Origin of the sequence: Paraburkholderia antibiotica, assembly GCF_012927125.1 — a bacterium.
Taxonomy (GTDB): Bacteria; Pseudomonadota; Gammaproteobacteria; order Burkholderiales; family Burkholderiaceae; genus Paraburkholderia; species Paraburkholderia antibiotica.
Window position 1 is genome coordinate 216,617 of the sequence record NZ_JABBFZ010000001.1, and the last position, 19,947, is coordinate 236,563.

The window sequence follows — 19,947 nt, forward strand, 5'->3', positions numbered from 1 at the left end:
TCTGTTCGATGTGTCAGGTGGGTTCGCTTCGCTCCGTTGGTTCGGCGGCTGCGGTGCTTGTGATGGGCGCCTGCGCGGCGGACGTACCCGCAGTAACGGTTGCGCCTGACGTACTTGCCACGCTTGCCACCTGCAATGCCTCCAGCGCATCGAGTATCGCCTCCGGCGTCGCGGGCGCGCGCAACGGCGGCGCCCCGTTGGCGTCCGGCACCGCCGCGGCCACCGCGTCGCGAATGGCCAGAAACACCGAGAACGGCAGCAGCAGCGGCGGCTCGCCGACCGCCTTCGAGCGGAACACAGTGGGCTCCGCGTTGCGGTTCTCGTAGAGTCGCACGTGAAACGCGGCGGGCGTATCGCTGACCGCGGGAATCTTGTACGTCGATGGCGCGTGCGTCATCAGTCGGCCATCGCGATTCCACCATAACTCTTCGCTGGTGAGCCAGCCCATGCCCTGAATGAAGCCGCCTTCGATCTGGCCGAGATCGATGGCCGGATTGATCGATTGGCCGGCGTCGTGCAGCACGTCCGCACGCACGAGCTTCCATTCGCCGGTCAGCGTGTCGATCACGACTTCCGACACCGCCGCGCCGTACGCAAAGTAGTAGAAGGGATGCCCGGTCAGCGTCTGCGCGTCCCAGTGCACTTTCGGCGTCGCGTAGAAGCCGTCGGACCACAGTTGCACGCGCGCCAGATAGGCGGCGTTGATCAGTTGCCCGAACGGCATCGCGCCGCCATTCACCGACACGCTGCCGTGCGCGAACTGGACGTCCGACGCGTCGCCGCCGAGCAGCTTTGCCGCGAGTTCGGCGAGCCGCGCGCGGATCGTTTGCGCGGCGGCTTCGGCGGCCTTGCCGTTCAGATCGCTGCCGGTCGATGCCGCGGTCGCCGACGTATTGGCGACCTTCGACGTATCGGCGGCCGTCACGCGCACACGCGCGAGCGGCAGGCCGAACTGGCTCGCGACCACCTGCGCGACCTTGGTGTTGAGCCCCTGGCCCATCTCGGTGCCGCCGTGATTGACGAGCACCGAACCGTCCTTGTACACGTGCACGAGCGCGCCGGCCTGGTTCAGGAACGGCACGTTGAACGAAATGCCGAACTTGACCGGCGAAAACGCGAGACCGCGCTTGAGCACCGGACTCGTTGCGTTGAAGGCGGCGAGAGCGGCGCGGCGCGCGCGGTAGTCGCTGGAATCGAGCAGCGCGTCGGTTAGCGGCGCGATGATGTTGTCTTCGACGCGCTGTCCGTACGGCGTCGTATCGCGCTCGCCGATGCCGTAGTAGTTCGTGCGCCGCACGTCGAGCGGGTCGAGTTGCAGCTCGCGCGCGATGCCGTCGAGCAGCACCTCCATCACGAGCGCGCCCTGCGGTCCGCCGAAGCCGCGAAACGCGGTGTTCGACTGCGTGTTGGTCTTGCAGCACAGCGCGACGATATCGACGTCGGCGAGGTAGTACGCGTTGTCGAAGTGACATACCGCGCGCGTCGCGACCGCGCCCGACAGGTCCGCCGAATAGCCGGCGCGCAACGCGATCTCGACGCGCACGCCGAGCAGGCGCCCCTGATCGTCGAAGCCGGCTTCGTACGCGTAGAGCGCATCGTGGCGCTTGCCAGTGATCATGAAGTCGTCGTCGCGATCGGCGCGCAGCTTGACCGGCCGGCGCAGGCGTTGCGCGGCGAGCGCGGCCACGCACGCGAACAGCGCCGATTGCGATTCCTTGCCGCCGAAGCCGCCGCCCATGCGCCGGCATTCGCACACGACGTTATGCGCGGGCCGGTCGAGCATATGCGCGACCACCTGCTGCATTTCGCTCGGATGCTGGGTCGAGCTATAGACGAGCATGCCGTCCATTTCCTTCGGCACCGCATACGCGATCTGGCCTTCGAGGTAGAACTGTTCCTGGCCGCCGACTTCGAACGTGCCAGCGAGCCGGTGTGGCGCGGCGGCGATCTTCGCGTCGGGGTCGCCGCGCCGCAGATGCAGCGGCGGCAGCACGAACTGCTGCGCGGCTTTCGCTTGGGCAGCGGTGAGGATCGCGGCGAGCGGTTCGTAGCGGATCACGTCGTCGCTTTTCGCGAGCGCGGCCGCGCGGCGCGCGAGTTCGTGCGTTTCGGCGATCACTGCGAACACCGGCTGGCCGAGGTACAGCACCTCGCCGTCGGCGAGGACCGGATCGTCGTGCAGCACCGGGCCGCAGTTGTTTTCGCCGGGGATGTCGGCGGCGCTCAACACCGCGATTACGCCGGGCGCGTTTCTGACCGCGTCGAGATCCATCGACACGATCCGCGCGTGCGCGTGGCGCGACAGGCCGAGCGCTGCGTGCAGCGTGCCGTGCAGTTCGGCGATGTCGTCGGTATAGGTCGCTTCGCCGCTCACGTGCAGCACGGCGGATTCGTGCGGCAGCGGCACGCCGATCGCCGTGTCGTTCGAGGCCGCCGCCGATTCCGTGGCATGGCCGCCTACGCGCGCGTCGATAAACGCATCGGTACGATTCATCACGACGCCTCCGTCACGCTGACGATGGCGGCAACGGCAACGTCGGCTTCGAACGCGAACGCGTTGACGTCGCATAGCGCGAGCGGCGCGTGGTCGCGCGTTTCGAGGTGGAAGCGCCACAGCAGATTGCGCGCGACCTTCAGCCGATACGCGCTCGACGCTCGCATGTCGGTGAGCGGCTGGTAGTCGGCGGCGAGTGCGTCCATCGCGCGACGGGCGCTGGTTTCATCCCAAAGCGCGCCGTTCAGCACCGCTTCGGCCTGCGCGGCGCGCTGCGGCGTTGCCGCCATCCCGCCGAAGGCGACGCGGGCCGCGCGGATCGTGCCGTCTTCCGCGACGTGCAGCGCGAACGCCGCGCATACCGCCGAGATGTCCTGGTCGTAGCGCTTCGCCACCTTGTAGGTGCGAAAGCGCAGCGCGGCGGCCGGGCGCGGCACGCGTAGCGCGCTGACGAATTCGCCGGGCGCGAGCGCGGTCTTCTGATAGCCGACGTAGAACGTGTCGAGCGGCAGCGTGCGGGTCGTGCGCTCGCGGCGCAGCACGACCTCGGCGCCGAGCGCGATCAGCGCCGGCATCGAGTCGCCGATCGGCGAGCCGTTCGCGACGTTGCCGCCGAGCGTGCCGGCATTGCGGATCGGGCGCGACGCGAAGCGCGTCCACAGTTCGGCGAGCTCGGGGTAGTCGACGGCGAGCGCGGCGAACGCGTCTTCGAGCGTGGCGGCCGCGCCGATCGACAGCGTCTGCGCGTCGCGCGAGATCGTCTTCAGTTCGGCGACGTTGCCGACATAGAGCAGGTCGCCGAGGTCGCGAAACTGCTTGGTGACCCACAGGCCGACGTCGGTGCTGCCCGCGACGATGCGTGCGTCCGGATGCTGCGCGCGCAGCGTCGCGAACGCGTCGAGCGTGAGCGGGGCGTAGAAGGTGGGCGAGCCGAATGCGGCGCCGCGTGCGTCGGCGGCGCGGTATTCGAAGGTGGTTTCGCGTTGCAGCGTGCGTAGCGTGGCCGCGACGGCGGCGCGGTCGAGCGCGACGCGCGGATGTTGCTGCGGTTGTTGTGAAGCGTCGAACATCCTCTGCGCGGCTTCGACGATCGGCCGGTAGCCGGTGCAGCGGCACAGATTGCCGGACAGCGCGGCGTTGATTTCATCGCGGGTGGGCAAGCCGGCGTCGGCGGGCTGGTTTTCGTACAGCGCCCACATCGACATGACGAAGCCGGGCGTGCAGAAGCCGCATTGCGAACTATGACAGTCGACCAGCGCCTGCTGCACCGGATGCAGCGTGCCGTCCGCGGCGCGCAGGTCTTCGACAGTGAAGAGCGCGCGGCCGTCGAGCGTGGGCAGGAACTGGATGCACGCGTTGACCGCTTTCAGCGCTAGACCGCCCTGCGCGTCGAGCTCGCCGATCACGACCGTGCACGCGCCGCAATCGCCTTCCGCGCAGCCTTCCTTGGTGCCGGTGCAGCGCAGATCCTCGCGCAGGTGCTGCAGCACGGTGCGCGTCGCTGGGACGCCCGCGATTTCGCGGACGGACCCCTGGTGATAGAAGCGGATGGTTTGCGTTGTCATGGCGAATCGAAAGACAGTGCGGACCGGGCGCGCGTTACGCAGGGGCTCGCAAAAGCCGGCCTCGCGCACGTAGATCGCCATCCATACCCGAAGATAGCACTACCCCGTCTCAAAAATATTTCCCGTGTCGCATGAAGCTTATTCGGCGAGGGTCATGGTCTTTGTACGATTCGCGGGGCGGCGGGAAGTTGCGCGGGGGCTGGGGCGTGGTGGGAGCTGGAAGGGAGCGGCTGGAGGGAGGCAAGCGGCGAAGGGCTGCGGGCTGCGGGCGAAGGGCGAAGGGCGAAGGGCGAAGGGCGAAGGGCGAAGGGCGAAGGGCGAAGGGCGAAGGGCGAAGGGCGAAGGGCGAAGGGCGCGAATGGTGGCGAAGCCGACCTTGGCCGGTCCACGGCAACGGGCGACGCGGAAAAGAAAACGCCGGACTTCGGTGGCCACTCGAGGGCGGCACGAAGTCCGGCGTCATGTTCTGCGCGGATCGAGGAGTAAGGAGGGCGAGGGCGCCTTGGAGCGGCGAACCAGCCGCTTCGAACCGGGCGCTTCGAACCACCCCGGAACGTGCCCAACCCGCCCAACGCTCCGTCAGCCGACCCTGCGCCGATTCCGGATCAGGCTCAGCGCCAGCGCGGCGAACGCGACCACGAAGCCGACCAGCGACCACATCGGCAGCGTCAGACCGAGGATCGGCGGATAGGCGGTTTCGCACAGCCCGGCGACCTTGAACACGCCCGGCAGCCAGTGCGCGGGCGGCAGGCCGTCGACGATCGGCTGCAGCGCGTCGAAGCCGCAGCTAAAGCCCGGATTCGCCTGCACGTACACGTGGCGCGCCGCGGTCGCGATGCCGGCCAGCGCCGACAGCGCGGCCAGCACTTCGAGCAGGCGCACGCCGCGCCAGTTGTTGAAGCGCGAGCCGAGGAACGCGAAGATCGCGATCAGCAGGAAGAAATATCGCTGGATGATGCACAGCGGGCAGGGGTCTTCGCGCAGGAAATATTGCAGGTACAGCGCGCCGCCCACCAGGGCGACGCAGATCAGACCGAGCAGAACCAGCAGGGCGCGCTCGCGGCGCAGTATCGCGGAATCGTTATTCATTGGGTCGTCGGGTTAGCTGCAAACGAAAAAGACGGGTGCCACGATTCTAGCGCGAACCCCCGGACGGTCGCTTATTGACTGAGTGAGGATTGGGGTGGCGTGGGTGGGGGCGTGGCGGCTGGCGCGAGACGCGCGTCATACAGCCACTCGCGAACCGTGCCGCTTCGCCGCGACGCGTGACGCGCGACATCCAGCCCAGCGCATCGCGGCCCGACAAAGCGCCGCCCATAAATAGCGTCACGCCACACCCCTCGCAGCCTCCGCTCAACGAATCGCGTTCAGCACCGCCTCCGCCGCGCGGCCGATCACCAGCAGCGCGTCGTCGGCATGCGGCGCGCCCGCCAGCATCAAGCCGACCGGCGCGTCGCCGCGCAGATGGCACGGCAGCGACAGCGCGCAGCTGTCGAGGAAGTTGAACGCGCTCGGATTGCGCAGGATCAGCGCGTTGGTGCGGCCGAACGCGTCGTCGTCGTTGAGCAGGTCGGCGAGGCGCGGCGGCACCACCGGCACCGTCGGCGTGACCACTGCGTCGAAGCGCTGCCACAGCGTGCGGGCAGCTTCGTCGAGCATGGCCGCGCGCTCGGCGACGAGGTCCAGATAATCGACCGCGCTGGCCGGTTGCCCCTTCAGGATACGCACCAGCACGCGCGGATCGTACTGCTCGCGGTGCTTGTCGAGCAGCGGCCGATGCCATGCATACGCCTCGATCGCCGAAAAGCCGAAGCGGTTGATCTCCGGCAGCCGGTCGAGCGGCGCGAAGCGCACTTCGCTGACGATCGCGCCGGCCGCTTCCAGATGCTTGAGCGCGGTATCGATCGTACGCGCGACGTCGGGCTCGACGCCGTCGGTCACGAAGTTGCTCAGCACGCCGAGGCGCACGCCTTCGAGCGGTCGCGCGGCCGGGATGCGCGGCTCGAGCCCGGCGAGCATCCGGTCGACCAGCGCGCAGCACGCGACGGACACGCCGATCGGCCCGAACGAATCGAGCGTCGACGACAGCGGCACGCCGCCCTGCTTCGGAATGCGCGCGGCGGTCGGCTTGAAGCCGGTCAGCCCGCACAGCGCGGCCGGAATGCGGATCGAGCCGCCGGTGTCGGTGCCGAGCGCGACGGCCGCCATGCCGTCGGCGACCGAGGCCGCCGCGCCCGACGACGAGCCGCCCGAGATCCGCTCGTCGCCCTTCACGCCGCGCCGGTACGGCGACAGCGGATGGCCGTAGTGTGGATTCAGGCCGAGCCCGGAAAACGCGAACTCGCTCATGTTGGTGCGCCCGACCAGCACCGCGCCGGCCCGCTTCAGACGCGCGACCGCGACCGCGTCGGTGGTGGCCGGCGGCGCGTCGGCGAGCGCGACGGAGCCCGCGCGGGTCGGCTGGCCTTCGATGTCGAACAGATCCTTGACCGACACCGGAATGCCGGCGAGCGGCGACAGCACGGTGCCGGCCGCGCGCAGGCGGTCGTGCGCGTCGGCGGCGGTGCGCGCGGCATCGGCGTCGACGTGCATGAAGACGGCGGCGCCCTGGCCGGCCGGATCGGCGATCCGTTCGAGCGCGGTTTCGACGAGCGCGCGGCTGGTGGTGCGGCCGGCGGCGAGATCGGCGGCGAGCTGGGCAAGCGGCGGGAAGGGCGTGAAGTCAGTGGCCATGATGTCGGTAGAAATCCGGTTGAGCGCGGCTCGGGCGCGTGAGCGGGGCGGTGTCGAGCCAACGGGGAAGGTCCGTCCGCATTGTAGAGCAAGGTTTTGCGCCCGCGCGGCCGCAGCCGGTCGGGGCCGCGCGATGCGCTCGAGCCCCGAAAATTGCGCCGCCTCGTTTGTTACACTGCGCTTTCTCATATTTACTATTTGTAAGGAACGCGTTCATGCACCAGGGCATCGGCTTCATTCAGGATCTGGCCGTCGTGATGGCGCTGGCCGGCGTCGTCACCGTGCTGTTCCATCGCATGAAGCAGCCGGTGGTGCTGGGCTATATCGCGGCCGGCGTGATCATCGGGCCGTACACGCCGCCGTTCCAGCTGATCCACGACGAACAGACGATCCAGACGCTCGGCGAACTCGGCGTCGTGTTCCTGATGTTTTCGCTCGGGCTCGAATTCAGTCTGCGCAAACTGTTCAAGGTCGGCGTGACGGCGATCGTCGCGGCGCTGTCGGAGATCGTGCTGATGCTGTGGATCGGCTACGAGATCGGCAGCGCGTTCGGCTGGGGCCGGATGGACTCGCTGTTCCTCGGCGCGATTCTCGCGATCTCGTCGACCACGATCATCGTGAAAGCGCTGTCCGATCTTGGTCTCAAGCGCGAGGGCTTCGCGCAACTGGTATTCGGCATCCTGATCGTCGAGGACATTCTCGGCATCGCGATGCTGGTGCTGCTGACCGGCATCGCGCAGACCGGCCAGCTGAGCGCCGGGCTCGCCGCGATCACGCTGGGCAAGTTGCTGCTGTTCATGATGGTGTCGCTGCTGGTCGGCGTGCTGCTGGTGCCGCGCGCGCTGAACTACGTCGCGCGCGCGCATAGCGACGAGATGATGCTGGTGTCGGTGCTCGGTTTCTGCTTCGGCTTCTGCCTGCTGGTGGTCAAGCTCGATTACAGCATCGCGCTCGGCGCGTTCCTGATCGGCGCGATCATGGCCGAGTCGCGCCACCTGCACCGCATCGAGCATCTGATCGCGCCGCTGCGCGATGCGTTCTCGGCGATCTTCTTCGTGACCATCGGGCTGATGCTGAACCCCGCCGTGATGCTCGACTACGCGTGGCCGATCGCGGTGATCACGCTGGCGGTGATCGTCGGCAAGATCGTGTCGTGCGGGCTCGGCACGTTCCTCGCGGGGCGCGATGCGCGCACCTCGATGCGTGTCGGCATGACCGTGTCGCAGATCGGCGAGTTCTCGTTCATCATCGCGTCGCTCGGCGTGACGCTGAAGGTCACGAGCGGGTTCCTGTATCCGATCGCGGTCGCGGTGTCGGCGCTGACCACGTTGACCACGCCGTATCTGATCCGCGTCGCCGATCCGCTCACGCGACGGATCGCGCGAGTGATGCCCGATACGCTGTCGAACGTGTTCGGCTTGTATGGGCAATGGCTGCGCAGCCTGATCACCGAAACCGGCGAGCCGACGCTGTTCGGCATGACACGGCGGATCATTGTGCAGATCGCGGTGAATCTCGCGTTCGTCGCGGCGATCTTTCTGGCGGTGTCGTATAGCGCGCCGTATAGCGGCCGGCTGCTCGCGCACTGGCTCGCCGACGAGCCGTTGCAGCGCGTCGTGCAGTGGAGCGTCGCGCTCGTGGTGTCGCTGCCGTTTCTGGTGGCGGTTTATCGCAAGACCAAGTCGCTCGCGTTGCTACTCGCCGAAGTCAGCGTGCAGCCGATCAGCGCGGGACGCCTGACGAGCGCGCTGCGTCACGCGATTGCCGACGTGGTGCCGATCGTGTCGATGATCGGGGTGTTTCTGCTGGTGGCCGCGCTGTCGAGCAGCATCCTGCCGCCGACCGGGCTGCTCGTCGTGGTGATGGTGTGCGCGGCGGCGCTGCTCGCGCTGGTATGGCGCTGGTGCGTGAAGATCCACGCGTCGATGCAGATTGCCTTGCGGGAGACTTTCGAGGAACAGCCGGATCCTTGAGCGGGGCAGAAGCGTCGCGCCGCAACGGAGCGAAGCCGCAGGAGTCCAAAACGGTTTTGTGTCACACGCGGCAACAATGTGAGCAATTGTGTGCGGGTTTGCCGGGCCTGCTGCGCTGACGGATAATCAGGGCATATTCATTCGTTCGCGCAAAAGGCGCCTGTCTGACAGTCATGAGCGAAAACAAACCCGAAAACGCCGGCACGACCGGCAGTCCTTCGCCGGTTTCTCCCGCGCCGACCGGCGCGCCGGCCACCTCCCTCCCACCGTCGCATGAAGACGCTACCCAGGCGCCGCTCAAGGAAACGAGCCGCGCCGATGAGGAAGCGACCGTGCGATCGTCGACCGACGATCCGATCAGCGCATCGGCGTTAACGCCCGAAGATCCGCAAACCGCGCGGCGGCGCGATGCTGCCGAGGCGCGCAGCGCCGCCGCGGCCTCCACCGCGCAGCAGGAAGCCGAGGCGCACGAGCGTGACGCACGGCGCGGCGGCAGTCCGGCGGGCGCAGCGCAGAGCGCCCGCCAGGTCGGCGGCGCCGGCGGCGCGAAGGCCGAACTGGCGCGGCAGCCGCAACCGCAGCCGGCCACGGTGACGAGCGAACCGCTCACGCGCGCATCGGCGCCGCTGGGCGCCGCGGACATCGCCACCGACGCGGACGTCGCCACCGAAGACGCGCCTGCCACCACCGCGCGTGCGGCCGGCTCGCCGCCGCCGGGCTTCGGCGCGGCGCCCGATTTCAGCGCGACCAATCCGCCGCCGCCCAACGCACTACCGCCGTCGCCGCCGCGCTATCTGCGCCAGAACGATTCGGCGTGGAGCGTGTTCGGCCGCATCATCGCGGCGCGGGCGCGGCAGCTGTTCGATCGCGCGGGCCAGCGGATCACGCAACGCACGCTGCGCATCGGCGTGTCGGCGCGCATCTTCCACCCGGAGCCGGGCGCGAAGGGGCTGCGCGGCAAGACACTGCAGTATCTGGAGGAGTCGATCGCGCATTGGGTGATGTCGCGCGACGTGCTCGTGTTCATGATTCCGACCGTCGGGCATCAGGGCATGCTGCACCCGAGCAACATCCGCCTGCGCGACTACGCGAAGCATCTCGACGGCCTGCTGCTGCAAGGCGGCGCCGACGTGTCGCCGCAGACTTACGCGGAAGCGGCGAGCAGTCACGAGTGGCCCGGCGACCGCGTGCGCGACATGTACGAGCTGGAGCTGCTGCATGAGTTCATCGAGTCGGGCAAGCCGGTGCTGGGCGTGTGCCGCGGCTGCCAGCTGATCAATGTCGCGTTCGGCGGCACGCTGTACCAGGACATCGCGACCGATGTGCCGACCGCCAGCACGCACGTCAACGAGGACTACGATCAGCACCGGCACGGCGTGCATTTCCCGGACGGCTCGACGCTGTTGAACATGTTCCCGGGACGGCGCGATGCGATCGTCAACTCGATTCACCACCAGGCGGTGAAGACGCTCGGCCGCGATCTGAACATCGAGGCGGTGTCGGCGTCGGATGGCCTGATCGAGGCGGTGCGCTACCGGCGCGCGCCATTCGTGATGGGGGTGCAGTGGCATCCGGAGTTTCATCGCGCGGGTGGTCCGGAACTGCTCGATTGCACGCCGTTGCTCGATACGTTTCTGCGCGTGGCGCGGGAGACGCGCTTTTAGGCACGGTGGGGCGTCGGTTCGATCTGACCGCGTGCCGAGGCCCGGACACCGCAGAGAGACAAAAAACCCGCGAAGTCGTCAGGCTTCGCGGTTTTTTTTTATTGAGCCGCGTGACACACGGCCTCGACACGGTTGCCGGCGGGGTCGATCAGAAACGCCGCGTAGTAATCGCGATGGTAATGAGGTCTCAAGCCGGGCTCTCCGTCGGACCGGCCGCCTGCTGACAGTCCGGCCCGGAAAAATGCATCCACGTGCTCGCGGGAGGGCGCCTTGAAGCACCAGTGTCGTTTGTTCTGCGCGATGTCGCCGGGATCCAGATAGATCGCCAGATAGGACGATGTCGTGTCGTCGCTGCTGCAACGCTCGCCATAACTGAGTGCGTTGGGCCGGTCGTAGACCTTGGGTGCGTCGAGGGCGGTCATGACGGCGTCGTAAAAGATCCGCGCCATCTCAATATCGGGAACGCCAATTGACACGTGATCGAGAAGTTGCATCGCATTTGCTCCGTGGAATTCAGGCGAGTTTATACGAGCATGCTTTATCCAGAGAAATAGGGTCGGTCGGCCGACCGCATCGGAACGAAGTTGCTCTGACGTGATTGATGCCATGCATTCACGCTGCAAAAACGCTCAGAGCGTGATTTGCAGCCAGATCCGAACCTTGTCTTCCCATTCGCTCGGCGGCGCGCCGCTTGCCCCATTATTTTTCGAAATAATCAGGAATCCCGGATTTTTCTGATTGCCATTATTTCGCGATATAAATTCGAGATAGAGAGTTTCGCGGATAAACGCTATTTCAACGACCTATCTCGATTTTGAGTGCGTAGAGACAACAGTTCAGCACTTCGCCTCGCAACGAATCCGCGAGATAATCATCGGCTATTCAGAATTTGCGTGGAGCAGGTAGGTATGACGTATCCCTTGATCATCCGACGCGCGGTGCTGCTGGCAAGCACTTATGCGCTGTGGCATGCGGGTGTCGCAATGGCAGGGCAGGACGGGGGCACCGCGCCGCTGGCCGGCACGCGCCCGGCCGTGAGCGAACTGACGCCGCAACCGGACGCGGCGGGACAGGGCGTCGCGGGTCAGGGCGGTGCGTCCGCGAACGCCGCCGATGCAACGGCAGACGCGCAGGCAGGCGCCATGGCCACATCCGGCACCGCGCGCGGCGACGTCGCCGAACTGATGCAGCTGATTCACGACGCCGACCTGAGCGAGTTGCGCACCACCTATAACGGCAGCTACGGCGCGAGCCTGTTCTTCTACCCGTCGCGGATGACGTATTACGTCGCGCTCTTTCAGGACAAACATTTCTGGCGCGTGATCCGCTCGGATTCGGCCGAGCGCGCGGAAGCGATCTACGCCGATTTCGCGCAGCAGACCGAGAAACTCGCGGACATCGAGATTCGTCGCACGCAATTGCAGGCTCAGAACGCGTATCTGCAAGCGATCATCGAGACCTCGCAGACGCAGGCGCAGCGGTTGAAGGCCGATATCGACGTCGCGCGCACGCAGCAGGCGAAGGTCGACGATCATCAGCGGCAGACTCGCGGCGAAGCGCTCGCGTTGCGCGCGGAGCGCGACAGGGCGCAGGCGCAATTGCGCGCGGTGCAGAGCCAGGTCATGCAATTGCAGCAGCAGACGGAACTCGGTTTGCCCGGACAGAAAGGCTTGCCGCCGCAGAAATAACGGCGACAAAGAACGGCGACAAAAACCAGCGACAAAAACAGAAAGCCCGGCTGTGCATCACAGCCGGGCTTTTTTGTATGGATTGGCGCCGATCCGGACGATGGGCCGCGAACGCTCAGTTCACCGTAGCTTTGCCGCGGATTTCAGCAAACCGGGCGTGCGAATCTAGTGTGCGAATTGGTCGGGAATTTCCGTGACGCGTCGCTGCGACAGGTGATTCATCCACTCGGTGCTGCTCGCGGGCGCGGCATTCGACGCGGCAGCGCGCGGCAAGGAAGCGGTGTCGTGCAGATGCAGCGCAGCCGAGGTCGTGACGGACGCGTAGTCGTCGTTGGCCCAGGACTGCGCGGCGGATGCTGTGTTTTTCGCCGCCGATTTTGCCGCCGATGCCATCTCCGGACGCGCATGCGAACGCGTGGCGTGCGGCAGCCCGTATTCGTGCGATGCCGGATCCGCCGCGTAGCGATAGGCTGGCTGGCGAGGCGTTTGTGTTTGCGGGCGCACCGCTTGCCGTGCGGATTGCGAGCGGGTATCGGCGGTATTGCCGGTCTCGGCGGTGAGCGCCGTGCGCGGTGCGGCTTCCCGAACCGAAGCAGAGACAGGCGCGCGCACGGACGCAGACTCGGCGCCGGCGCCGGCCTTGGACCCTGGCTCAGCCGTGACGGCTGGCGGCGCCACATCCGCATGCACCGGCGCGACAGGCGAAGTTTGCGCGGTGGTCGCACCGACCGCTGCCGCATCACGACTTGCCACTTCATTCGACCGAGGCGACGCCACCGGCGCCTCACCGCGAGCCATCAGTGCCTGCACCGGTTTCAGCAGGTTACTGACGATCTGCCGGTACGCGAGATCGTCATACCGACCGAACAGGAACCATGCGAACGCCGCCAGGCAGCCAAGCGCGCAAACGCTGCCGATAACCTTCTGCCGATGCCGTGCCGCGCGACGCCGCGCGCTTCCCGGCGCACGCGGCTTCAGTTCGACGCGCACGGGGTGCCGGGGGCCGTTGTGTACCATAGCGATCGTCGGACCGCGCGGAACCGGCTTGGTGGCGGGCTTTGCGGTCACCCGGCGTTCGTCGACCAGCATGCCGTCGATCTTGACCCACTGCCCATACGACAGCAGATCGTGATCGTCGATGCAGACCGTGCGCAGCAGCGCGGCGTACAGCATCTCGAGTTCAGCCCGCCAGCGCTCCCCGACCCGCAGCAACGACCAGTCGCGCCCGAACGGCTCGGGCAGATGCGCGAGCGGACGCAGGCGGGGCAGCGCATAAGCGCCTTCAATCAAGGTGAACGGCGTGCTGGACATCGGTTGCTTCCGGTATCCGTGACAGAACAGCTGGTGAGGCAGTCACGGAATCTGTAGGAGACCGACGAAATTATCGGCAATAAAAAATAATGCCTCGAAACGGCCATCCGAAGGTTCAGATAACTCCGAAAAATGCGAATCGTGCCCGCGCGGTGGCTGCGCTCAGGGCGTCAACCGGTACACATAGCGCAACGCGGTGATGTCGACGCCGCCCATCTGGTCGGGTTCCGCGCCGACGAAGCGCCAGCCGTGCCGTTCGTAAAAACCGATCGCCGGCGTATTGCCCTCGAGCACGTACAGATACAGCTGCGCTTCGCCCTGCGCGCGCGCCCAGTCCTCGGCCGCGCGCATCAGCGTCCGGCCGACGCCGATGCCCTGGTAGCCGGGCAGCGCATGCAGGTTGTCGAGCAGCACGCCCCACGCGGACTCCGGCTGACGCTCGACGCATACGAAGCCGGTCGGCTCGCCGCGCAGCTCGGCGATCAGCACGATGCGCCGTTCGCCGCCCGGCGCGCACATGCGCGCCTCCCAGTAGGCGGCGCGTTCGCGCGTGACGTCGCCGTCGAGAAACGCGTCGGGCAACAGCCCGCGATAGGTGGCCTGCCAGCTGGCGCTATGAATCGACGCGATCAGCGCGGCGTCGGCGGGTGTGGCCGGGCGCAGGGAAAGGGCAGGGGTGGTTCGCATCGTCGTAGTAATAGTGGCAATCGACTCATTGGCCTCTCGCGGAGAGTCTACCGCGCTGCTTCCCCGGATGCCGTGCGTAAGTAAACTGTATGCGTTTCGCGGCGACGTTATCAGCAGTAACATTACGTGGCACGGGCACCGCATGAATCACAACGTTTACCCTTATATCGCGTGAGCGCTGTGCGCAGCAGAATGCGGCGCCCCGCGCGTGTCCGTTTCGTCACAGTTTCGCGTCCGTCCGCGGCATCCGCTTGCCAACCGCAGTGGATTGGTTCAACTGCCCAATCGTCATGGTCCGCGTCGATCCGCCGGACCGGACGACGGGCTCATCCGAGAGTGTCATGTCTACTGCGACCCACGCTACTTCCGCCACGGAAGAATCCAAGTTCAAGACCGTTTTCCGCGTCGTCAGCGGCAACTTTCTTGAAATGTACGACTTCATGGTCTACGGCTACTACGCTTCGGCGATCGCCAAGACCTACTTCCCGAGCGGCAGCGATTTCGCTTCGCTGATGCTGTCGCTGTCCGTGTTCGGCGCGGGCTTCCTGATGCGTCCGCTCGGCGCGATCGTGCTCGGCGCCTACATCGACCATCACGGCCGTCGCAAGGGCCTGATCCTCACGCTGAGCCTGATGGCGCTCGGCACGCTCACCGTCGCGACGATACCAGGCTACGCGACCATCGGGCTCGTGGCGCCGGTGCTCGTGCTGCTCGGCCGGCTGCTGCAAGGCTTCTCGGCCGGCGCCGAGCTTGGCGGCGTGTCGGTGTATCTGTCGGAAATCGCGACGAAGGGCAACAAGGGTTTCTATTGCTCGTGGCAGTCCGGCAGCCAGCAGGTCGCGGTGGTGTTCGCCGCGCTGATCGGCGTGGGGCTCAACAAGATTCTTCCCGCCGACCAGATGTTCGCGTGGGGCTGGCGCGTGCCGTTCCTGATCGGCTGCCTGATCGTGCCGTTCCTGTTTTTCATCCGCCGCTCGCTGCAGGAAACCGAGGAGTTCACGGCGCGCAAGCATCGTCCGAGCATCGGCGAGATCCTGAAGTCGATGGCCGCGAACTATCCGATCGTGCTGGGCGGCATGGGCATGGTCATCATGACGACCGTGTCGTTCTACATGATCACCGCCTATACGCCGACCTTCGGCAAGGAAGTGCTGAAGCTGTCGGCGATCGACGCGCTCGTCGTTACCGTGTGCGTCGGTCTCTCGAATCTGATCTGGCTGCCGCTCGCGGGCGCGTTGTCGGATCGCATCGGTCGCCGTCCGGTGCTGCTCGCGTTCACGATCCTGACGATCCTCACCGCGTATCCGGCGCTGCAGTGGCTGGTCGCGGAGCCGTCGTTCGCGCGGCTGCTGGCCGTGCAGCTGTGGCTGTCGTTCCTGTACGGCAGCTATAACGGCGCGATGGTCGTCGCGCTGACCGAGGTGATGCCGGTCGAAGTGCGTACCGCGGGCTTCTCGCTCGCGTACAGTCTCGCGACGACGATCGGCGGCTTCACGCCGGCCATCGCGACGCTGCTGATCCACGTGACCAACAACAAGGCGGCGCCGGGTCTGGTGCTCGGCGTGGCGGCGATCTGCGGGCTGCTCGCGACGCTGTTCCTGTACCGCACGCCGGAGGCGCGCAATCAGTATCGGGCGGCCTGACGGTTCCGTTCGTTGCTCCGAAAACAAAAAACCCCGCGCAAGCGGGGTTTTTTATTGGCCGGACGGTGCCGGCGCATTGTGCGCATTGCGTGCATTGTTGCGCATGGCCGCGCTCGCGCTAGCCGTGCCGCAGTTCCCGCGCGACCGCCTCGACGACTTCGTCCCACGCGCCCGGCCGCGGTTGCCGCACGAGCGTCGCGCCCGGATACCACGGGCTGCGCGCGTCGCCGTCGAACCAGCGCCAGTCGGCGGCGAACGGCAGCATCAGCCACAGCGGTTTGCGCAGCGCGCCGGCGAGGTGCGCGATCGAGGTGTCGATCGACACCACCGCATCGAGCCGCGAGACGATCGCCGCGGTATCCGCGAAGTCGCCGATGCGTCGATCGAAACGATGGATCGACGTCGCGCGCGGATGCGCATCGAGCGCCGCGCGTTCGGCGTCGGCCAGATCGGGTTGCAGCACGATCCAGTCGATGCCGTCGAGCGCGAACAGCGGTTCGAGCGCGGCGAGCGGCATCGTGCGCGTTTCGTTGCGCTGGATGCGCCCCGACCACGCGAGCCCGACCTTGCGTTTCGCGTGACCGCCGAGCGAGCCGCGCCATTTGCGGCTATAGGCCGGCGGCACGTCCAGATACGGCGTGCGCTCCGGCAGCGTGTCGTAGCGTGTGCCGAGCACGAGCGGCAGGCTCAGGAGCGGAATCTGCAGATCGGCGGCGGGGCGCGGCTGGCCCTGCGCGATCAACGTTACGCGCCACGCCTTCGCGACGGGCGCCACGAGCGGCAGCAACTGCGGCTGCACTTCGAGCACCACGCGTGCGGCGCGCTGCGCGGCGAGCGGCACGAAGCGCACGAACTGCAGCGTGTCGCCGAGACCCTGCTCGGCGTGAATCAGCAGCGTGTGCTTTTCGATCGGTTCGCCGTGCCAGCGCGGCAGTGTCTGGATGGCCGGTTGCGCGACGGTTTGCAGACGCCATTCGTATTCGGGCAGCCCGCGCGCGAAGTCGCGCATCGCGAGCCACGCGAGCGCGCGGTTCATATGCGCGGACGCGAGATCGGGGCGCAGGCGCAGCGCCTGATCGAGCGCGCGCACTGCTGCCGCGTGCGCGCCGAGCGCCTGGTGCGCGGTGCCGAGCGCGAGCCATGCAAGAGCGAACTGCGGATCGAGCCCGACCGCGCGCTCCAGATACGGCAGCGCGTCCGCGGCCCGGCCGAGCGCCGCGAGTGCGTTGCCCATCCCGTAGATCGCGGGCGGCAGGTTCGGCTGCAGACGCAGCACCGCTTCGAACGAGGCGACCGCTTGCGCGTGGCGGCCGGTGGCGTCGAACGTATTGGCGAGATTGAAGTGCGCGGCGACGAAGCGCGGCTCGGCCGCGAGCGCGGCCTCGAAGCAGGGCACTGCTTCGTCCGGCCGATCGAGCGCGTTCAGCGACATGCCCATGTTGTTCAGCGCGCCCGCGTGACCGGGGCGCAGCTCGAGCGCGCGCCGGAACGATGCGATGGCCTCCGTATGACGGCCGAGCGCATGTAGCGCGTTGCCGAGATTGTTGTGCGACGACGCGTCGTCCGGTTGCAGGCGCAGCGAGCGTTCGAACGCGTCGGCGGCGTCTTCGTGACGGCCCTGCGACGCATAGGCGTTGCCGAGGTTGTAGTGCGCCATCGGGAACGTCGGCGCGAGCGTCAGCGCGTTGCGGAACTGCTCGATCGCGGCATCGATCTGGCCGAGCGCCTTCAGCGCGTTGCCGAGGTTCAGCTGCAGCGCGGCGTCTTCCGGGCGCAGATCGACCGCGCGCCGCACCAGCGCCGCGGCTTCCGCGTGCTGGCCCTGCTGATGGCGCAGCACGCCGAGCAGATGCAGCGCGTCGACGTGCGAGGGATTGAGTTCGAGCGTGGCGCAGTAGCCGCGTTCGGCGTCGTCGAGGCGGCCGTCACGATGCGCGGCGAACGCGCGGTCAAATACAGGTTGCATGACGGGGAGGGCATTCGGATCAGGCTGAGGCGGCATTTTCCCATACTTGGCGTGGCGGGCCTGGAAATGGGCGGGAGCGGCGTGGGTGGCGAGGGGACGCGCGCTTGGGTCAAGCACAGGGCGGGCTCGGTTCATGCGCGCTGCCTGGATGGCGTGGACGGGGTTATGTGTGCTGCATGAACGAGGTCCGCGTGTCACGGTCGCTGCCCACGTTACGCATCAACCCACGCGACGATTGATGCAGCGCACCGCTGCCGATTTAAACGGCAGCGTACACTAAGGCCTGTTTGCATAGAGGGACTGCCCGCGGGCAGTCGCACACGCATTCCCTATGCAAACAGACCCTCGAACGCATTGTTGCCTCCGGAGTTCCGCATGGACGCTGCCGCCTACGACGCGTCGCCGGTGCTGATCGTCGGGGCCGGTCCCACCGGACTTGCCGCAGCGATGAGTCTCGCGCGCGCCCACATCCCCGTGCGTCTGATCGATAAGGCGCCGCAGCCGAATCCCTATTCGCGCGCGGTCGGCATTCAGGCGCGCACGCTCGAATTGCTCGAACAGCATCGGCTGATCGAACCGTTTCTCGATCTGGGTCATCGCGCGCGCGTCGCCAATCTGTTCTCGAATGGCATGCGGCTCGCGCAGCTCGATTTCGATCCGTTGCACACGCGCTATCCGTATCTGCTGTTTCTCGATCAGTCGGTGACCGAGCGGCTGCTCACCGAACATCTCGCGACGCTCGGTGTGAGCGTCGAGCGCGGCGTCGAACTGACGACGTTCCTGCAAGGCTCGGCGAGCATCGAGGCGACGCTGCGTCACGCGGACGGCCGCAGCGAAACGATCCGTCCGTCCTACCTGATCGCCGCCGACGGCGCGCATAGCTCGATTCGCCATCGTCTCGGTCTGAGCTTCGAAGGCAAGACCCTCGAACAAAGCTTCCTGCTTGCCGATCTGCACGCCGAAACCGACTGGCCCGAGGACGAGTTCCATATCTTCGCGTCGGGAGAAGGCCTCGTTGCGCTGTTTCCGATGGGGCATGGCCGGCATCGGCTGATTGCCGATCATGCGGTCGGCGGCATCGGTAGCGTGTTGCCGGCCACGCCCGCAGTCGCTGGCGGCGATGCGTCGACGTCGTCGAACCCATCGGCGGAGGCGGTGCCGCCGCCGTCGCTCGAACACTGCAAGGCGCTGATCGCGCGGCGCGTGCGCGAACGCGTCGACGTGTCGGACCTCGCGTGGTCGTCGTATTTTCGTGTCAATAGCCGGATGGTGGATCGGCTGCGCGTGGGCCGCGTCTTTCTCGCCGGCGACGCCGCGCACGTGCACAGCCCGGCCGGCGCGCAAGGCATGAACACCGGCATCCAGGAAGCGCTCAATCTCGGCTGGAAGCTCGCGCGCGTGATTCGCGGCGCGGCGCCGAACCGGCTACTCGACACCTATCACGCCGAGCGCCATCCGATCGAGCGCGACGTGCTGCGCCAGACCGGCTTCATCACGCAGATGGCCGAGGCCGATCACGGTCCGCTGAAGCTGCTGCGCGAGCGCGTGATGCCGGTGCTGGCCGCGCTCGGTCCGCTACGCGATGCCGCGCGCGCGACGATCAGCGAACTGTCGATTCAATACCGTCGCAGTCCGCTGACGCTCGAACGTGTGCTCGACGGCGGCCCGCGCGCCGGCGAGCGGGCGCCGGATGCGCTGGTGCACGTGGTCGATGGTCCGCTTGGGCGCGCGCCGGGCGTCGGCTGCATTTTCGATCTGCACGACCCGGCGTTCTTCTCGCTGTTTCTGCTGGTGCCGCCGCTGCCCGTCGACGACACGCCGCTCGATCCCGCCGCGAAGCATGCGCCGCCGCCGGATCCGGAGGTGGAGAAGATCGCGGCCGAGGTCGAGCGGCTGCTGCCCGGCGCGGTGCGAATCTGGCGCGTCACCGATACGACCGGCGACGGCGCGCCGGCGCTCGCCGAATCGTATGGACGCACGCGGCCGTCGTTCTATCTGGTGCGGCCGGACGGCTATATCAGCGTGCGCGGGCGCACCGGCTCGGACCTGCTTGGTCTCGTGCGGCACTGCGAGGCGTGGTATGCGACGGGCGCGGAGATCGCGGAGCGCGTGGCGCTTTGAGGTGCTGCGCGAAGGGGCTGCCGAGGTGGGGCGTGCTCAGGTGGCGTATTGACGTGACTTACTAACGTGACGTACTGAGGCGGCAAGCGCGCCGCCTCGTCT

Annotated in this window: 13 protein-coding genes; 5 read left to right on the plus strand and 8 right to left on the minus strand. The window is 67.1% G+C overall.

Annotation, left to right across the window (positions count from 1 at the left end):
• Positions 1-13 precede the first annotated feature (13 nt).
• The 4 genes from xdhB to HHL14_RS01060 all read right to left on the minus strand — a co-directional run bounded on the left by xdhB (position 14) and on the right by HHL14_RS01060 (position 6,792).
• Positions 14-2,494, minus strand: a complete 2,481-nt coding sequence (gene xdhB, locus HHL14_RS01045) for a xanthine dehydrogenase molybdopterin binding subunit (RefSeq protein WP_169495736.1) — start codon at positions 2,492-2,494, stop codon at positions 14-16.
• A complete protein-coding gene (xdhA, locus tag HHL14_RS01050; protein WP_206002145.1) occupies positions 2,494-4,059 on the minus strand; it encodes a xanthine dehydrogenase small subunit in 1,566 nt (521 codons plus the stop codon). Before xdhA ends, xdhB begins: the two co-directional genes overlap by 1 nt.
• Positions 4,060-4,638: 579 nt before the next feature.
• Entirely contained in the window at positions 4,639-5,148 is a 510-nt protein-coding gene (locus HHL14_RS01055) for a disulfide bond formation protein B (RefSeq protein ID WP_169495738.1), read from the minus strand.
• Between the two features lie 264 nt (positions 5,149-5,412).
• Entirely contained in the window at positions 5,413-6,792 is a 1,380-nt protein-coding gene (locus tag HHL14_RS01060; RefSeq protein ID WP_169495739.1) for an amidase, read from the minus strand.
• Positions 6,793-7,007: 215 nt separating this feature from the next.
• Here HHL14_RS01060 and HHL14_RS01065 point away from each other — a divergent pair, with 215 nt between their 5' ends.
• Positions 7,008-8,765, plus strand: coding sequence for a cation:proton antiporter (locus HHL14_RS01065; protein ID WP_169495740.1), 1,758 nt, complete (start codon positions 7,008-7,010; stop codon positions 8,763-8,765).
• A gap of 173 nt (positions 8,766-8,938) precedes the next feature.
• Positions 8,939-10,429, plus strand: a complete 1,491-nt coding sequence (locus HHL14_RS01070) for a type 1 glutamine amidotransferase (RefSeq protein WP_169495741.1) — start codon at positions 8,939-8,941, stop codon at positions 10,427-10,429.
• 98 nt (positions 10,430-10,527) lie between these two features.
• On the opposite strand, the gene HHL14_RS01075 is transcribed toward HHL14_RS01070, so the two are convergent.
• Complete coding sequence (locus HHL14_RS01075; protein ID WP_169495742.1) at positions 10,528-10,923, minus strand: VOC family protein; 396 nt, start codon at positions 10,921-10,923, stop codon at positions 10,528-10,530.
• A gap of 414 nt (positions 10,924-11,337) precedes the next feature.
• Between HHL14_RS01075 and HHL14_RS01080 the strand changes: the two genes are divergently transcribed.
• On the plus strand, positions 11,338-12,117 hold the full coding sequence (locus HHL14_RS01080; protein WP_169495743.1) for a DUF2968 domain-containing protein: 780 nt from the start codon (positions 11,338-11,340) through the stop codon (positions 12,115-12,117).
• A 165-nt stretch (positions 12,118-12,282) separates the two neighbouring features.
• On the opposite strand, the gene HHL14_RS01085 is transcribed toward HHL14_RS01080, so the two are convergent.
• Together HHL14_RS01085 and HHL14_RS01090 are read right to left on the minus strand one after the other, a co-directional pair.
• Complete coding sequence (locus tag HHL14_RS01085) at positions 12,283-13,428, minus strand: hypothetical protein (RefSeq protein ID WP_169495744.1); 1,146 nt, start codon at positions 13,426-13,428, stop codon at positions 12,283-12,285.
• A 162-nt stretch (positions 13,429-13,590) separates the two neighbouring features.
• Positions 13,591-14,115: a GNAT family N-acetyltransferase gene (locus HHL14_RS01090; RefSeq protein ID WP_169495745.1), complete on the minus strand. Its 525-nt coding sequence runs from the start codon at positions 14,113-14,115 to the stop codon at positions 13,591-13,593.
• Positions 14,116-14,456: 341 nt separating this feature from the next.
• On the opposite strand from HHL14_RS01090, the gene tcuC reads away from it, so the two are divergent.
• The gene (gene tcuC, locus HHL14_RS01095) at positions 14,457-15,758 is read left to right on the plus strand and encodes an MFS transporter (protein WP_169495746.1); all 1,302 of its coding nucleotides are present in this window, start codon (positions 14,457-14,459) and stop codon (positions 15,756-15,758) included.
• 118 nt (positions 15,759-15,876) lie between these two features.
• Here the strand turns inward: tcuC and HHL14_RS01100 are convergent, their stop codons facing one another.
• The gene (locus HHL14_RS01100; RefSeq protein ID WP_169495747.1) at positions 15,877-17,724 is read right to left on the minus strand and encodes a tetratricopeptide repeat protein; all 1,848 of its coding nucleotides are present in this window, start codon (positions 17,722-17,724) and stop codon (positions 15,877-15,879) included.
• Between the two features lie 375 nt (positions 17,725-18,099).
• Between HHL14_RS01100 and HHL14_RS01105 the strand changes: the two genes are divergently transcribed.
• Positions 18,100-19,845 carry an FAD-dependent monooxygenase gene (locus tag HHL14_RS01105; RefSeq protein ID WP_169495748.1) on the plus strand — a complete coding sequence of 582 codons (1,746 nt, stop codon included), beginning with the start codon at positions 18,100-18,102 and terminating at the stop codon, positions 19,843-19,845.
• The last annotated feature ends 102 nt before the right edge of the window (positions 19,846-19,947 follow it).

Excerpts from the sequence above, each read along its gene's own strand:
- HHL14_RS01080 (WP_169495743.1), top strand. The coding sequence starts at position 11,338 with ATGACGTATCCCTTGATCATCCGACGCGCGGTGCTGCTGGCAAGCACT.
- HHL14_RS01100 (WP_169495747.1), bottom strand. The coding sequence starts at position 17,724 with ATGCAACCTGTATTTGACCGCGCGTTCGCCGCGCATCGTGACGGCCGC.
- HHL14_RS01105 (WP_169495748.1), top strand. The coding sequence starts at position 18,100 with ATGGACGCTGCCGCCTACGACGCGTCGCCGGTGCTGATCGTCGGGGCC.
- HHL14_RS01065 (WP_169495740.1), top strand. The coding sequence starts at position 7,008 with ATGCACCAGGGCATCGGCTTCATTCAGGATCTGGCCGTCGTGATGGCG.
- HHL14_RS01055 (WP_169495738.1), bottom strand. The coding sequence starts at position 5,148 with ATGAATAACGATTCCGCGATACTGCGCCGCGAGCGCGCCCTGCTGGTT.
- xdhA (WP_206002145.1), bottom strand. The coding sequence starts at position 4,059 with ATGACAACGCAAACCATCCGCTTCTATCACCAGGGGTCCGTCCGCGAA.
- HHL14_RS01090 (WP_169495745.1), bottom strand. The coding sequence starts at position 14,115 with ATGCGAACCACCCCTGCCCTTTCCCTGCGCCCGGCCACACCCGCCGAC.
- HHL14_RS01085 (WP_169495744.1), bottom strand. The coding sequence starts at position 13,428 with ATGTCCAGCACGCCGTTCACCTTGATTGAAGGCGCTTATGCGCTGCCC.
- xdhB (WP_169495736.1), bottom strand. The coding sequence starts at position 2,494 with ATGAATCGTACCGATGCGTTTATCGACGCGCGCGTAGGCGGCCATGCC.
- HHL14_RS01060 (WP_169495739.1), bottom strand. The coding sequence starts at position 6,792 with ATGGCCACTGACTTCACGCCCTTCCCGCCGCTTGCCCAGCTCGCCGCC.
- HHL14_RS01075 (WP_169495742.1), bottom strand. The coding sequence starts at position 10,923 with ATGCAACTTCTCGATCACGTGTCAATTGGCGTTCCCGATATTGAGATG.
- HHL14_RS01070 (WP_169495741.1), top strand. The coding sequence starts at position 8,939 with ATGAGCGAAAACAAACCCGAAAACGCCGGCACGACCGGCAGTCCTTCG.
- tcuC (WP_169495746.1), top strand. The coding sequence starts at position 14,457 with ATGTCTACTGCGACCCACGCTACTTCCGCCACGGAAGAATCCAAGTTC.